This window comes from Marinobacter aromaticivorans (assembly GCF_002806975.1).
GTDB lineage: Bacteria > Pseudomonadota > Gammaproteobacteria > Pseudomonadales > Oleiphilaceae > Marinobacter > Marinobacter aromaticivorans.
The window spans coordinates 83,944-99,234 of the sequence record NZ_NIHD01000009.1; the positions used below are offsets into that span (position 1 = coordinate 83,944).

The window sequence follows — 15,291 nt, forward strand, 5'->3', positions numbered from 1 at the left end:
ATTTACAGATTTGATTGTTAATTTGCGGAAAAGCATAGCATAGGTTCCGCTCGTGCAATGCTCATTAGTATGCATTTATGCAATTCTTTGTAACGCCGTGAAGTCCGTTGGGTTCTGAGACCTAGCCAGTTTCCTGGGGATCTACATCGATCATCCATTTAGCGCCCTTCGGGTACCTTTTTTCCTCAAGTGACTGGCAAATATCTTTCAGCAGCCTGTTGAGGCGTGTCCGGTTGGAGGTGTTCAGCACGAGTTGCGCCCGGTGTCTGTCGGCACGCCGTGCGATCAGTGCGGGCAATGGCCCCCAGATTTCGATGCCGGGTGCGGCTGCAAGGGGTTTTATGCCGTCCAGTATCTGCAGGCTCTGTTCCATGGTGTCGGCTTCGGCGCGGAAGATGGCCATGGCGCGGAAGGGTGGAAACAGCCCCGCTTCGCGTTCCCGGAGGAGTTGATCGGCCATCTCCAGATAGCGCCCATGGCAGAGCGTTCTCAGCAGGGGGTGATCACTGTGGCAGGTTTGCACAACCACTTTGCCGGCCTTGGTTCCGCGCCCGGCGCGCCCGCTCACCTGGAGCAGCGTCTGGATCAGTTGTTCCGGTGCCCTGAAATCGACGCTGAAAAGCCCGCCGTCGGCGTTGATGACAACCACCAGCGTTACGTTGGGGAAGTCATGACCCTTTGCCAGCATCTGGGTGCCCACCAGGATGCAGGGCTTTCCTGTATTTACCTGTTTCAGAATGCTCTGAATGCTGCCTTTTCGCTGCGTGCTGTCGCGGTCAACGCGAACCACGGGCGTGTCCGGAAAGTGCGCGGCGAGTACCTCCTCGGTTTGTTCGGTGCCCTGGCCCACAGGTTTGAAGGCTTCGCTTTTGCAATGCGGGCAGGTCTCTGTGGCCGGGGCCTGGTAATCACAGTGGTGGCAGCGCATGGCGCGGTCGCGGCGATGGTAGGTGAGCCGTGTATCGCAGCGTGGGCACTCCACCATATGCCCGCAGTCGAAACACATCATAACCGGTGCAAATCCGCGGCGGTTTACAAACACCAGTGCCTGGTTGCCGCGATCCAGTGTTTTACGGAGCGCTTGCAGGGCAGGGCGGGAGAGGCCTCCTTCCAGTGGCCGGCTGCGTATGTCCAGCAGGCTGATTGCTGGTGGCAAGGCCTTGCCTGCCCGCTCCTCAAGGCGAATGAGCCGATACTTTCCGTTGAGGGCGTTGTGGTAGGATTCAAGGGAGGGTGTGGCGGAACCCAGAATAACCGGGCAGTGGTTCAGGTGGGCGCGATAAACCGCCATATCCCTGCCGGAATAGCGAAAGCCCTCGCCCTGTTTGTAAGAGCTGTCGTGCTCCTCGTCTACAATCAGTGTTTTCAGTGAGGTAAAGGGTAGCAGCACCGCCGAGCGTGTGCCGATGAGAATAATGGGCTCTCCGTTACGGATTTTCAGCCAGGCGCTCAGGCGCTCACTGTCGTTAAGAGCCGAGTGCCACACCAGAATGCGTTCGCCGAAGTAGTGTTTGAATCGTGCAACGGTCTGGGGTGTCAGGTTGATTTCGGGCACCAGTACCAGTGCCTGATCCCGGGCGGAGAGGTTCTGTTTGAGGTAGTGCAGGTAGACCTCTGTTTTGCCACTGCCGGTAATGCCGTATAAAAGGGAAGCGCTGAAGCCGTCCCGCGGCAGAGGAAGTTGAGAGGCAGCGCCGAGCTGCGCTGCCGACAGTTTCGGCGCCTCGATGGCTTCATTGCCCGGCCGGCTTCGAGGATTTTCCCTTGCGGGTGTTACAGCTTTGATCAGTTCTTTGCTGGCGAGGGTTTGCAGTTGCTGGCGGCTGAAACCGGCTTTGAGGATATCACTGCTTTTGGCGCCCTCGCTGTGTTGTGCAATCCAGTCCAGCAGGTTTTTTTGTTTGTGGGCGTTCGCCGGCAAGGTGGCACTGCTTCCGCAGGCTTGCCACCAGTCTTCACTTTTTTCGGCGGCCGGCCGGCCCCGTCTCAGAGCCGGCGGCAGGGCTGTAAACAGGCATTCTCCCAGCGGGTGCTGGTAATAGTTGCTGGCCCAGCTCAGGAGCCTGAATGTCTCCCGGGGCAAGGCTGGCCAGTTCTCCAGTTCGCTGTGGACAGGTTTCAGGGTGATGCCTTCCGGCGGCTGGATGTCGGTTTCGACCACCAGGCCGATGGCCTGTTGGCGGCCAAAGGGGATCCTCACGCGCTGGCCGGGTTCCAGCGTAAGCCCGTCCGGTACAATATAGTCAAAGAGCCTTCTTAAGGGGCGATTTAACGCAATGCGAACTGTGGATGGCACTGCGTGCTCCCTTGTGAATCTGGTCATTTCGGTATCTGCTTATCCCGCCTGCTCCCCGGCATGGCCCCGGGGCCGGGCCAGAGCAAAGAGCATCTGTTGACAAGGCTTGCCTGCCGAGATGATTGCAAGTAAGATTCGCGATCTGTTTTGCGGCAGGGCATGATTGTGCCCCGTCTTCTCCATTGATTCAAACATGCGGTGCCTGGCACCAGGGCAGAAGTTCAAGTGCCCCCGATCAGGTAGCGGCATGACCCATAGAGGTTCGCCATGAAAGAAGGTATTCACCCCAAGTACGAAGACATTACCGCAACCTGCTCTTGCGGCAATGTAATCAAGACCCGCTCTACTGTCGGCCACGATCTGCAGCTCGACGTTTGCTCACAGTGCCACCCGTTCTACACTGGCAAGCAGAAGGTTATGGACACAGGCGGCCGTATCGATCGTTTCCAGAAGCGTTTTGGTGGTCGTATCGGTGGCAAGAAAGACTGATTCTGCTGCAGAACTACAAAAAAAGCGCCGCCCGGCGCTTTTTTTGTAGTTGAAGCAAAAATACCGGCCAGATTTTTGATTATACGCAATTAGCCGTATTGACTGATTAAAAACTGTCCGTCTTGCCCTTGTCGTTTCGGGATGAGCGCGCCATAATGTCGCGCTCCTTCAGGCTGGCTCCTGCCTCCTGTTGGTCTATTACCTTTAAACGTGACAAACGGAACAGTGGCAATGTCTCAAGATCTGAAAGAAGCAGCCCTTGAATATCACGCCAAGCCGCGGCCTGGAAAGCTGAGTGTTGAAATCACCAAGCCAACAGCGACCGCCCGCGATCTTTCTCTGGCATACAGCCCCGGGGTTGCCGAGCCGGTCCGCGAGATCGCCAGGGACCCGGAAAACGCCTACAAGTACACTGCCAAGGGCAACCTTGTGGCCGTTATTTCTGACGGTACTGCGATTCTTGGTCTGGGGAATCTGGGCCCGCTGGCAAGCAAGCCGGTAATGGAAGGCAAAGGCGTTCTGTTCAAGCGCTTTGCCGGAATTGATGTGTTCGATATCGAAGTCAATTCCGAAAGCCCGCAGGCGTTCATTGAAACCGTTGAGCGTATTGCTGACACCTTTGGCGGCATTAACCTTGAGGACATCAAGGCGCCTGAGTGTTTTGAAATTGAGCGCGCGCTGATCGAAAAGTGCAATGTGCCCGTCTTCCACGATGACCAGCACGGTACAGCAATTGTTACTGCCGCAGGCATGATCAATGCTCTGGAGTTGCAGGGCAAGAAGATTGAAGAAGCAAAAGTGGTTTGCCTGGGTGCGGGCGCCGCTGCAATCGCCTGTATGAAGTTGTTGATCAGTTGTGGCGTCAGCCCTGAAAATATTTACATGCTTGACCGCAAGGGCGTAATTCACTCGGGCCGTGATGATCTCAATCAGTACAAGGCGATGTTCGCCAACGATACGGACAAGCGTACCCTGGATGACGCAATTGACGGTGCGGATGTATTCCTCGGCCTCTCTGGCCCGGATCTTCTGACTGCTGATCAGCTCAAGAAAATGGCACCTAATCCGGTTGTGTTTGCCTGCTCCAATCCGGACCCGGAAATCGATCCGGCGGTAGCGCATGCAGCCCGTGATGATCTGATTATGGCTACGGGCCGTTCAGACTATCCGAACCAGGTGAATAACGTACTGGGTTTCCCGTTTATCTTCCGCGGTGCGCTCGACGTTCGTGCAACCTGCATCAACGAGGAAATGAAAGTGGCAGCGGTAACGGCAATTCGCGAGCTGGCGAAAGAGCCTGTGCCACAGGAAATCTGCGAAGCCTACGGTGCCGACAGCTTTGAGTTTGGAAAAGATTACATCATTCCCAAGCCCATGGATGTCCGCTTGCTGGAAGTTGTTCCGGCTGCTGTGGCCCGTGCTGCCGTGGATTCCGGTGTTGCCCGTAATGACTACCCCGCACACTATCCACTGATGAGCATGGATGACATCATCTGACTGATGGCACCATGAATAAACAAAAAAACCGGCGGTGATCCCGCCGGTTTTTTTATGGATGCCTGCTTGTATGGTGGGGGCGGTTGCTCAGAAAATCTGGCGCGAGATGCCGTCGCCGTTCCCGCTGCTGCCCGGCCTTTCATCTTCAGCCGCAAGGGCAGGAGGGGCATCTTCTTCTTTGAAAATTTCAAAGGTGCCGTCTTCACCGGGCCTTGCGCGCTTGCCGGTTTCCGGGTTGATGCGGATATTCACGATGCCGTTCGGTCTTGGCATAAACGCAGGCGGCTCTCCTTCCAGTGCGACTTTCATATAGTCTATCCAGATGGGCAACGCCGTACTTGCCCCGAATTCTCTCCGGCCCAGGGGGGCGGGTTGATCGAAGCCCACCCATACGGTGGTGGCCAGGTTGTGATTAAAACCTGCAAACCAGGTGTCCCGCTGTTCGTTGGTTGTGCCTGTTTTCCCGGCAATGTCATCCCGCCCCAGTGCCAGAGCCCGGCGCCCGGTTCCGCGTTTAACCACATCCCGGAGCATTGAGTGCAAAATGTAAACGGAGCGTTCATCAGCAAGCCGGCGCATGGTCCGTGTTTCGGGGGCGGTTTCCTCTGTGATTGCCGGCGTATTATCGGTTTTTTCAATAGTGTCAGCCGGGTCTGTTTCTTCTGTATCGCAGTTCCGGTCACACAGAACGACGTCCGGAGCCTCGTATATGACTTCTCCGTTCACATCCGTAATGCTCTGGATCAGAAATGGCTCTACGTCGTAACCACCATTGGCGATAACTGCCAGCCCCCGTGCCAGCTCCATGGGCGAGAGCTGGCCGCTGCCCAGCGACAGGGAGAGGTCTTTGGGCATGCTCTCGGTCGGAACCTTGAGCTGGTCGAGGTAGTCCAGAGTCTGGGGGATGCCGAGATCCCGCAACAGCCGGATGGAAACCAGGTTGCGGGAGCGGTAAAGAGCCTTGCGCAGCGTAGTGGGGCCATAAAACTGGCCCGATGAATTCTGCGGGCGCCAGGCCGTTTCGAGCTCCGAGTCATCAAAAACGATGGGAGCGTCGTTATAAATGGTGGCGGGAGTCATGCCGTTTTCCAGGGCCGCCAGATACAGGAATGGCTTGAAGGTGGAGCCCGGCTGGCGCCTGGCTTGTGTGGCGCGGTTATACTTGCTTTGCCCGAAGCTGTAGCCGCCTGCAAGCGCCTCTATGGCGCCGGTTTTCGCTTCGAGAGAAATCAGTGCTCCTTCGACTTTCGGTACCTGCATGAGTGAAACTTTCACGGCCTCATCAATGCCCGAGGTGTCGTCTTCTGCAGGCTCGCCGTTTCCCGAAACTGCCGGGGCCTTTGCCACTTCATCCACCCGAACGTAAACAACATCGCCAACGCTCACAACATCCGAGGGTTTTTCCGGCTCCGGGCCGGTCAGGTTCTCGGTTTTGTAGCGGCGGGCCCATTGCATGGACTCGAACGGCATGATGGCGGGGCCGAACCGGCGAACGTGGGCGCGGGCTTCGCCCTTGTCGTCATCAACCGCGGTAATCACCGCAGGCATCAGCGATTCTATCCGGGGATAGTTCAGCATGGTGCCGGAAAGGTCGCCGCCAGCCAGGGTTTCGGGGTCAAGTTCGCCAATGGGGCCACGGAAGCCATGCCTGCGATCGTAGGCTTCAAGGCCCCTTCTGAGAGCGTCGGTAGCTGTCTGCTGCTCTTTGCTGTCAACGGTCAGGGTAACCGTGTAGCCATCTGTATAGGCATCTTCGCCGAAACGCCTGACCATTTCGGCCCGGGCCATTTCCGCAACATAGTCGGCATCCACTTCGGCTTCCGTGGCATTGTAGGTCGCCGTCAGCGGCGCCTGGACAGCGAGTTCATAGGCATCCGGGCTGATAAAGCCGAGTTCCTTCATGCGGCCAAGAATCCAGTCCCTGCGAATCAGGGCGCGCTGGGGATTGGCGAGAGGGTTGTATGCCGATGGTGCTTTGGGCAGGCCCGCCAGCATGGCCATTTGCGCCAGGGATAATTCGTTTACCGGCTTGTTGTAATAAACCTGAGCCGCAGCGGCGATACCGTAAGCCCGGTTACCCAGGTAAATTTTGTTCAGGTACAGCTCAAGAATGCGGTTTTTGTCCAGCTCGCGCTCTATCTGAAGAGCAAGAAGTATCTCGTTGAACTTGCGAATAAACGTCCGATCACGTGACAAAAAGTAATTTTTTGCAACCTGCATTGTGATGGTGCTGCCCCCGGACTGGATGGAGCCGGTAGAGACGAGTTCGATGGCAGCCCGCACCAGGCCTTTGATGTCGACCCCGAAGTGCTCGTAAAAACGGGCGTCTTCCGCGGCCATAAAGGCTTGTAACTGAATTGTTGGGATCTGTTCGATTGTGATCGGTGCCCTTCTCTTTTCACCGAATTCTGCTATTAATCTGTTGTCTTTGCTATACACCCGCAGCGGCGTCTGGAGTTTTATATCCAGAAGTTGCTCAACCGGGGGAAGGCCGGGACGAAGGTAGAGATAGAAGCCTGAGCCAAGGATAACGGCGACACTCAGTCCGGTGAGAAATAACCAGGCAAAAAGGCGAGATGTACGCAACAAATGGGACATTTTTTTCTGACAACTGTTGGATATAGGTCTATCATTTGAGAAATTGCTTTAGGAAGGATGAGTCGCTTCACCGTCGCAAAAGTTCCCAGCCGAAGAAGAGCGGGTATTGTAAACGGAATAATGAAGAAATTCTCTTAAATAAAAAACACATAACACATGTAACCGGGTGCATCTAACCAGGTATAGGGTGAGCGCGTGTTCGGATTGTTCGGAAAGAAGTCCAGTGCAGTATTGGGCGTAGATGTGAGCTCCAGCTCCGTCAAGCTCCTTGAGCTGTCGAAGCAGGGTGACCGATACAAGGTCGAGAGCTACGCTGTTGAGCCGTTGCCGGCCAACGCTGTCGTAGAAAAAAACATTACGGATGTGGAAGCCGTTGGCGAGGTTCTCAAGCGGGTGGCTTCCAAATCACGCACCAGCGTCAAGCAGGCGGCTGTGGCGGTTTCCGGCTCGGCGGTTATCACCAAGGTTATCCAGATGGACGGTGGTCTCAACGAGTTCGAAATGGAAGACCAGATTGCGCTGGAGGCCGACCAGTATATTCCCTACCCACTCGATGAAGTTGCGATCGATTTTGAGGTACAGGGCCCTTCAGAAACCAATCCCGATCAGGTCGATGTGCTTATTGCGGCATGTCGGAAAGAAAACGTGGATATCCGTGAAGACGCTCTCGAGATTGCGTCTCTCAGCGCAAAGATTGTGGATGTGGAAGCCTATGCTCTTGAGCGTGCTTATGGGTTGATTGAGTCCCAGCTCGACTCCCAGGGTGAAGATCTTGTGGTGGCCATTGTCGATGTGGGCGCTACCATGACGACCCTGAGTGTTCTGGCAGAAGGGAAAACCGTTTACACCCGGGAGCAGATCTTCGGTGGCAAGCAGCTCACCGAGGAAATCCAGCGTCGGTATGGCCTTTCAGTTGAGGAGGCCGGGCTTGCCAAAAAGCAGGGCGGGCTGCCTGATGATTACGAAACCGAAGTGCTCACGCCGTTCCGGGAAGCTGTTGTTCAGCAGGTTGCGCGCGCACTTCAGTTCTTTTTCGGTGCCAGCCAGTACAATGCGGTTGACTATGTAGTGCTCGCCGGTGGCACTGCCTCGATTCAGGGGCTGACAGAAATGGTGGAAGAGAAAACAGGAACGCCGACACTGGTCGCCAATCCCTTTGCGGAAATGGCGGTGAGTTCGCGGGTTAATGCATCTGCTCTGAGCAACGACGCGCCTTCGCTGATGATTGCCTGTGGCCTGGCAATGAGGAGCTTCGACTGATGGCAAAAATCAACCTCAGGCCCTGGCGCGAGGAGCTCAGGGCAGAGAAGCAGAAGCAGTTTGTAGTCATGGTGCTGGGGGCGGCGATTATCGCTGCCGGCCTCACATTCCTGTGGAGTTCCGATCTCGACAGCAACATTGCTTATCAGCAATCAAGAAACGCCTATATTGAGTCTGCCACCAAAAAGCTGGATGCACAGATTCGTGAGATAGACAGTCTCAAACGCAAACGCGATGAACTGCTGGCGCGCATGAAGGTGATCCAGGACCTGCAAGGCAAGCGTCCCGTTATTGTTCGCGTCTTTGACGAGCTGGTGCGAACCCTGCCGGACGGTCTTTACTATACAGATCTGAAGAAGACCGACGATGTTTTGAGTATTGTCGGTATGGCCGAATCAAACAGCCGCGTATCAACCCTGATGCGGCAGCTTGAGGAGTCCGAGTGGTTCACCAGCCCGAACCTCTCCAACGTGTCATCAGCAGACAGTCGTCGTGCGGGGTATAGCCAGTTCAACATGACTGTAAAACAGAAAACACCTGAGCCCGAAGGGGAGGATAAGTCATGAGCCTCGCGGACTCACTCAAAAGCCTTAATGAATTTGACATCAACGATCTAGATATAAACAACGCGGGCATCTGGCCGGCGCCCATCAAGGCAATTGTTGTCCTGATTGTTTTCGGTCTGATTATGGGCGGTGGTTACTGGTTCTTTATCAAAGACCAGTATGTGCAGCTCGACCGGGTTGAAAAAACAGAGCAGGATTTGCGCAAAAAGTACGAAGAGAAGGCGTACCAGGTTGCCAATCTGGAGGTTTTCAAGGCGCAGATGGTTGAAATGGAAGAAACCTTTGGCGCCCTGGTGCGGCAGCTTCCCAGTGAAACGGAAGTGCCCGGCCTGCTGGAAGATATCACCAATACAGCGCTGGGTAGCGGGCTTGCCCTGCAGGAAGTGAAGCTGCAACCTGAACGGAAGCGGGATTTCTACTCCGAGCTGCCGATCAATATCCGGGTTTCAGGCACCTATCACGAGCTGGCGTCCTTTGTAAGCAGTGTTGCCAGCCTCCCAAGGATTGTGACCCTGCACGATTTAACCATTAAACCAACTGGCGGAGACGGTGATCAGCTTGATATGCAGGTTGTTGCCCGTACCTACCGCTACCGGGCTGGAGAATGAGCATGATAGCAAAGCATGCGGGAAAAGCCTGGCTGGGTGTTTGTCTGGTGTCACTCCTGACAGCCTGTTCCCAGGGCAGCGGTTTTTCCGATCTGGACAAGTTTATGGCTGATACCCGGGCCAAGCCCCGGGGGCATGTCGAACCATTGCCGGAGTTCAGTGCATACGAGGCATTCAGTTACTCGGCCGCAGATCGGCGGGCGCCGTTCGAGCCGCCAATGGATGTACAGTTGACAATGGTTGATGAAAAGCCCGTCAGCGATGTTGAACCTGATCTGGATCGCCCACGGGAAGTACTTGAGAATTTTGATCTCAAAGATCTTGGCATGGTGGGTACGCTGCAAGGCGTAAGCGGCAACCTGTTTGCGCTGGTCCGTGACAATACGGGTGGTATCCACCGGGTACGCGCCGGGAATTACATGGGGCAGAACTATGGCCGGGTTATCGGCGTCAGTGAAACCCGCATAGAACTCATTGAAATCGTTCCCAATGGCCGGGGTGGTTGGGTAGAGCGTCCTCGCTCTCTGACCCTGGATGAGGACGCGGGCTAAGGAGCGGCTTGATGAAAATCGAAAGAAAAATGCATGTACAAAAAAGTTCGGGGTCGAGGCTAGCGATGTTCAGAAAACTCAATGTATACGTCAGCGTGATTGCTTTTGGGTTGTTATCCGGCCTGGCCAGTGCGGTCACGCTGGAAGACGTGTCGTTTTCGTCGCTACCGGGAGAACGCCTGGAAGTGACACTCAAGTTTGATGGCCAGCCGCCAGAGCCGTCGGGATATACCATCGAACGGCCAGCTCGTATCGCGGTTGATTTGCGCGATACGACCAGCGGGCTCAACACCCGGAGCGTTCCTCTCGGTTCAGGCAATGCCCAGAGTATGACAGTGGTGGAAACCAAGGATCGCACCCGTCTCATCTTCAATCTGGTTGAGCTTGCGCCATATGACACAGTGCGCACTGGAAACTCCCTGGTAATGACGATTGGCGGGGAGTCGGGCAGTACCCAGGCGTCCACACCGGTGGCAACAGACTCCGCGTCTTCAGCGCCACCATCCCGGTCTCCGAACACCCTGGCAGGCGTCGATTTCCGCCGTGGCAAAGATGGTGAAGGTCGCATTATTGTAGATCTGGGCAGCTCCCGCACCCAGGTGGATCTCTCTGAACTGGGTGGCAAGATCCGTCTTACCATGGATGGCATTGCCGTTCCTCCAGACCTGCGCCGTCGCCTTGATGTGACCGACTTCGCAACGCCTGTAAGCCGTATTGATACCTTCGTTGAAGATGGCAATGCGGTGGTAGAGATTCGCCCGGAAGGCAATTATGACTACATTGCTTACCAGTCTGGCAGCCAGTTTACCGTCAGTGTCGAAAAGCTCTCCGCAGAAGAGGCGGAATCGCGTCGTGAAGAGAAGTTCCCATACTCCGGCGAGAAGCTTTCCCTGAACTTCCAGGACATCGAAGTACGCTCGGTTTTACAGCTGATTGCTGACTTTACAGGCCTGAACCTGGTAGCAAGTGACACGGTAGGCGGCAGCATTACCCTGCGCTTGCAGAATGTGCCCTGGGACCAGGCTCTGGACCTTATTCTGAAAACCAAAGGTCTGGACAAGCGGCAGATTGGTAATGTTCTGCTTGTTGCCCCGGCCGATGAAATCGCTGCCCGCGAGAAGCTTGAGCTTGAAACCACCAAGCAGATTGCAGAGCTGGCACCGGTTCGCCTGGATATCGTTCAGGTCAACTATGCCAAAGCTGCGGATATCGTTGCACTGATTCAGGCTGACAAAGAGCTGATTTCGGACCGCGGGTTTGTCTCCTCGGATGTGCGGACCAATACCATCAGCGTTCGTGAAACCGCTGAAAAACTGGAAGAAATCCGCCGCCTGGTCTCTACCTGGGATGTGCCGGTTCGCCAGGTTTCAATTGAGGCGCGCATTGTACGGGCGCAGAATAATGTTTCTGAAAGCCTTGGTGTACGCTGGGGTGGTGCAGCTTATGATGTGAATGGAGATAACGTTATCTCCGTTGGCGGTTCTCTCGGAACGGTTGAAGAAGCCAGGGACGCAGCCGGTGGCGGTACGGGTGGGATTACCTTCCCGGGCGCACTCGCTGTTGATCTTGGTGTGAGCGGCGAAGGAGCTTCATCATTCGCCATTGGTTTTGGTAGTGATGACTTCCTGGTTGACCTTGAGCTGTCTGCGCTTGAGAGCGACGGCAAGGCGGAAATTGTCTCCCAGCCCCGGGTTGTGACTGCTGACCGGCAGACTGCTTCCATCAAATCCGGTCAGGAAATACCTTATCAGGAAGCCTCCAGCAGTGGGGCAACCAGCACGTCTTTCAAGGAAGCTGTACTTTCACTTGAGGTGACTCCGCAGATTACACCGGATGACAAGATTATTATGGATCTTGATGTGAATCAGGATTCCCGTGGTGAAGATACGGACGCAGGGCCGGCCATCAACACAAACTCAGTGACTACCCAGGTGCTTGTGGCAAATGGCGAAACGGTTGTGTTGGGCGGAATCTTTGAGTCTACCAATACAAAGACCACCACAAAAACACCGTTCCTGGGCGATATTCCTTATCTGGGGCGTCTGTTCAAGCGAACCCAGACTACGGAACTGCGCAGTGAACTGTTGATCTTTATTACTCCGAAGATTATCGAGAACGACCTGATTCAGTAACAGGGATCAGGCAAAAAAGCCGCCGCTCCAAACCGGCGGCTTTTTTGTGCTTGCAGGTTCCGTTGACCGCAAGCTGGCGCTTATGCAATTTGCTGCCCTGTGATATTCTCACCCGCCTGAACACTAGTGAGCGGAAGTTATGTCTTTGCCCAAACGCGTAGTGCTGGTTGGCCCCATGGGTGCCGGTAAAAGTACGATTGGCCGGATGCTTGCCCGGGAGCTGGGCTACAGGTTTCTCGATTCCGACCGGATTATCGAGGAGCGTTGTGGGGCGAACATTCCCTGGATTTTTGATGTGGAGGGAGAGGATGGATTCCGGCAACGCGAAACCGCCATGCTCAGTGAGTTAGCCGGGGAAGCCGAAACGGTCCTTGCCACCGGCGGCGGCGCTGTCATGCGTCCGGAAAATCATCCACTCCTGAAACAAGATGCTGTGGTTATTTATCTGCGAACCTCGATTGAGCAGCAGGTAGAACGCACCCGCAAAGACCGTAATCGGCCTCTGTTGCAGAATGACGACCCGGAAGGTGTTTTGCGCAGGTTGTTTGCCATCAGAGACCCTCTGTATACCGAACTTGCCGACATCATCATGTATACAGATCGCAAGAGCCCCCGGCTGGTGGTGCGTCAGCTTGTTAACCGCCTGAATCCGAAAACCCCGCGACAACAAAGACAGGTACGAAAGGAAGGCCGTAACCATGTATAACCTGCTCCACGAACTCCCGGTTGATCTGGGTGAGCGCAGCTACCCCATCCTGATTGGTGAGCGTATGTTGGGCGAGTATGATCTTTCCGGTTACGTTGCGGGCTCCCAGGTCATGCTCGTAACCAACGATGTGGTTGGCCCCCTGTATCTGGAGCAGGCCAGAGCCAGCTTCCGGGGCAAATCCATTGATGCAGTCGTGCTTCCGGATGGTGAGAAACATAAAGACTGGCAAACGCTGAACCTGATTTTCGATGCCCTGCTGGAGAAGCGGCACACCCGCAAAACCACGCTGGTGGCGCTGGGTGGTGGAGTTGTGGGGGATATGACCGGGTTTGCCGCTGCGTCTTACCAGCGTGGCGTACCGTTTATACAGATCCCCACCACACTGTTGTCCCAGGTTGATTCATCTGTGGGTGGCAAGACAGGGATCAATCACCCGCTTGGCAAAAACATGATTGGCGCGTTCCATCAGCCGGAAGTGGTCCTCATCGATACGGATACGCTTCAGACTCTGCCGCCGAGAGAGGTATCAGCGGGGCTGGCCGAGGTTATCAAGTATGGTCTGATCCGCGACATACCGTTTCTTGACTGGCTGGAGCAGTCGATTGAACAGCTGGTAGCCTGTGACAGCAAGACTCTGGCAGAGGCCATAATGCGTTCATGCGCCTGCAAGGCAGATGTGGTTGCCCAGGATGAACGGGAGAGCGGGCTTCGCGCCACCTTGAACCTTGGCCACACGTTTGGTCATGCCATCGAAACCTTTGCCGGCTATGGCAACTGGCTCCATGGTGAGGCCGTAGGCACGGGTATGGTCATGGCTGCCGAACTGTCTGCGCGCGAGGGCTTTATAGGCCCGGCAGATTATGATCGGGTTGTGGACCTTGTTTCCCGGGCCAATCTGCCTGTGTACCCCCCTTCGAATATGACGCCCGCGGATTTCATGAATCTGATGGCGGTGGACAAGAAAAACGTGGATGGCCGGCTACGGCTTGTATTGCTCCGCGCCATCGGGGATGCCATGGTCACATCCGATGCTTCTCCGGATAACCTCTCGGCAACGTTGAATGCATTCTGTCGGCAGCAAAGCTGAACCGCAGGTGCAACCAACATGGAATAGCAGGGATCCTTTGTGACTGACGAAAGCTTCAACAGCCTGGATGGCGGGGGGTTGTTTCCCCGGTTACAGCAGAGGTACGGTCTGAGGGATAACCCTCTGGAAATGGAAACCCCGTTTTTTCCGGATGGCATGCGACACCATGCTCTGGAGGCGCTTCGGCATCTTTGCGGGTTTGGTGACATGGCGCTGCTGCTAACCGGTGCACCGGGTTCTGGCAAAAGCAGGCTGCTGGCCGAGTTAGTGCGCAGCGAATCATCGCGACTGGGCTTTCACCGCGTGCCTGCGGCGGCCATGACCGGCTCCAATGCGCTGGCAAGAGACCTCAGGCAGCTTGCCCGGTCCGGAGCCGGCCCGGACGACAATCCGCGCGATGCCGTCTATCGTTTTTTCCGGTGGTCTGAAAGCCGGGTTGGCAAGGGTCAGCGCATGGTGCTGCTCATTGATGATGCCGATCGGGCGCCGCCGGAACTTCTCAGGCTGATTCTGGATGGCTTTTTGGCTGCGGACCGTGCCAAGGCTGCGGTTCCGGTGTTTGCCGGTGAGGATCGCCTTGTGGAACTTCTGGGTGCTGATGAGTCGTCCGTATTCATTCATCAGATTCACCTGCGCCCGCTCACCAGGGAAGAAGTGTTTTCTTACCTTGAGCCCCGTGTCCATAAAGCGGGAGGCCAGGTGGATGAGCTCCTGAGCCCCGCCCGGCTCGAGCGGATACACAGCCTGAGCCAGGGCAGCTTTTCCCGGCTGAAACGGGTCACACCCGGTATCTGGCTGGATATTGTATCCGACGCGTCCAGGCGCAAACGCACGCCGGGTGTCGATTACAGGCAGTTGCGGCTGCCCGCGCTGGCGCTCCTGCTTCTGGCGGGTTCCTGGTGGTTTGTCTCTCAGCAATATGATGAAACGGTGGCCCTGGAGCAGGAGGTGGCGCCGGCCCCGGAACGGATTCGCAAGAGCATAACCATAGGCCCGGACACACCTGCAACGGATACACCCAATGAGCAGCCGAAACCGTTGACAGAGCCAGTGGCCCAGCCCGAGCCTGCTTCTGAGCCTGAGCCTGAGCCTGAGCCTGAGCCTGAGCCTGAGCCTGAGCCTGAGCCCGAGCCTGAGCCCGAACCCGAATTCACCCCGAAAAATGCCAGCAGGTATGTGGATATCAATGAGTTGCGCAACCGTAGCAACGGCTGGACGATTCAGCTGGTGGCGGGAAATCTGGAGCAAACGGCGCTCAATATCCTTTCCGCCTACCCCACGCTGGATGAGATGATTTATACCCGAGGGGAGCGCAAAGGCGAGCCTTGGTTCATGGTATTCCACGGGAACTATTCTTCCAGAGAAAGTGCCCGGCAAGCGGTCACCCGCCTTCCCGATGCACTTATTTCGCGCTCTCCCTGGGTGCGCACAACCGATGATTTGTAGCCCGCCCCCTGTAAAAAATTACTTGCTGTAAACCCCTGTTTTGTATAGCTCA

The 15,291-nt window shown here is 55.8% G+C and carries 12 protein-coding genes; 10 read left to right on the forward strand and 2 right to left on the reverse strand.

Features of this window, described 5'->3' with window-relative positions; genetic code table 11:
* Window positions 1-121: 121 nt before the first annotated feature.
* Window positions 122-2,296, reverse strand: coding sequence for a primosomal protein N' (locus CDH48_RS13745; RefSeq protein ID WP_100689316.1), 2,175 nt, complete (start codon window positions 2,294-2,296; stop codon window positions 122-124).
* 267 nt (window positions 2,297-2,563) lie between these two features.
* Here CDH48_RS13745 and rpmE point away from each other — a divergent pair, with 267 nt between their 5' ends.
* Together rpmE and CDH48_RS13755 are read left to right on the forward strand one after the other, a co-directional pair.
* Window positions 2,564-2,785, forward strand: coding sequence for a 50S ribosomal protein L31 (gene rpmE, locus CDH48_RS13750; protein WP_100689317.1), 222 nt, complete (start codon window positions 2,564-2,566; stop codon window positions 2,783-2,785).
* A gap of 231 nt (window positions 2,786-3,016) precedes the next feature.
* The gene (locus tag CDH48_RS13755) at window positions 3,017-4,282 is read left to right on the forward strand and encodes a malic enzyme-like NAD(P)-binding protein (RefSeq protein WP_100689318.1); all 1,266 of its coding nucleotides are present in this window, start codon (window positions 3,017-3,019) and stop codon (window positions 4,280-4,282) included.
* A gap of 87 nt (window positions 4,283-4,369) precedes the next feature.
* Here the strand turns inward: CDH48_RS13755 and CDH48_RS13760 are convergent, their stop codons facing one another.
* Window positions 4,370-6,880, reverse strand: a complete 2,511-nt coding sequence (locus CDH48_RS13760; RefSeq protein WP_100689319.1) for a penicillin-binding protein 1A — start codon at window positions 6,878-6,880, stop codon at window positions 4,370-4,372.
* 195 nt (window positions 6,881-7,075) lie between these two features.
* Here CDH48_RS13760 and CDH48_RS13765 point away from each other — a divergent pair, with 195 nt between their 5' ends.
* The 8 genes from CDH48_RS13765 to CDH48_RS13800 all read left to right on the forward strand — a co-directional run bounded on the left by CDH48_RS13765 (window position 7,076) and on the right by CDH48_RS13800 (window position 15,239).
* Window positions 7,076-8,140, forward strand: coding sequence for a pilus assembly protein PilM (locus CDH48_RS13765; RefSeq protein WP_100689320.1), 1,065 nt, complete (start codon window positions 7,076-7,078; stop codon window positions 8,138-8,140).
* Complete coding sequence (locus tag CDH48_RS13770; RefSeq protein WP_100689321.1) at window positions 8,140-8,706, forward strand: PilN domain-containing protein; 567 nt, start codon at window positions 8,140-8,142, stop codon at window positions 8,704-8,706. Before CDH48_RS13765 ends, CDH48_RS13770 begins: the two co-directional genes overlap by 1 nt.
* Entirely contained in the window at window positions 8,703-9,314 is a 612-nt protein-coding gene (locus CDH48_RS13775) for a type IV pilus inner membrane component PilO (protein ID WP_100689322.1), read from the forward strand. Before CDH48_RS13770 ends, CDH48_RS13775 begins: the two co-directional genes overlap by 4 nt.
* Window positions 9,315-9,316: 2 nt before the next feature.
* Window positions 9,317-9,865: a pilus assembly protein PilP gene (locus CDH48_RS13780; protein WP_100689323.1), complete on the forward strand. Its 549-nt coding sequence runs from the start codon at window positions 9,317-9,319 to the stop codon at window positions 9,863-9,865.
* A gap of 65 nt (window positions 9,866-9,930) precedes the next feature.
* Window positions 9,931-11,997, forward strand: a complete 2,067-nt coding sequence (gene pilQ, locus CDH48_RS13785) for a type IV pilus secretin PilQ family protein (protein ID WP_188437763.1) — start codon at window positions 9,931-9,933, stop codon at window positions 11,995-11,997.
* Between the two features lie 139 nt (window positions 11,998-12,136).
* A complete protein-coding gene (gene aroK / locus CDH48_RS13790; RefSeq protein ID WP_100689324.1) occupies window positions 12,137-12,703 on the forward strand; it encodes a shikimate kinase AroK in 567 nt (188 codons plus the stop codon).
* A complete protein-coding gene (aroB, locus tag CDH48_RS13795; protein ID WP_100689325.1) occupies window positions 12,696-13,793 on the forward strand; it encodes a 3-dehydroquinate synthase in 1,098 nt (365 codons plus the stop codon). The genes aroK and aroB overlap by 8 nt, the downstream gene beginning before the upstream one ends.
* Before the next feature lie 39 nt (window positions 13,794-13,832).
* Window positions 13,833-15,239 (forward strand): AAA family ATPase, encoded by a 1,407-nt coding sequence (locus CDH48_RS13800; RefSeq protein ID WP_100689326.1) that lies wholly within the window; start codon window positions 13,833-13,835, stop codon window positions 15,237-15,239.
* Window positions 15,240-15,291 lie beyond the last annotated feature (52 nt).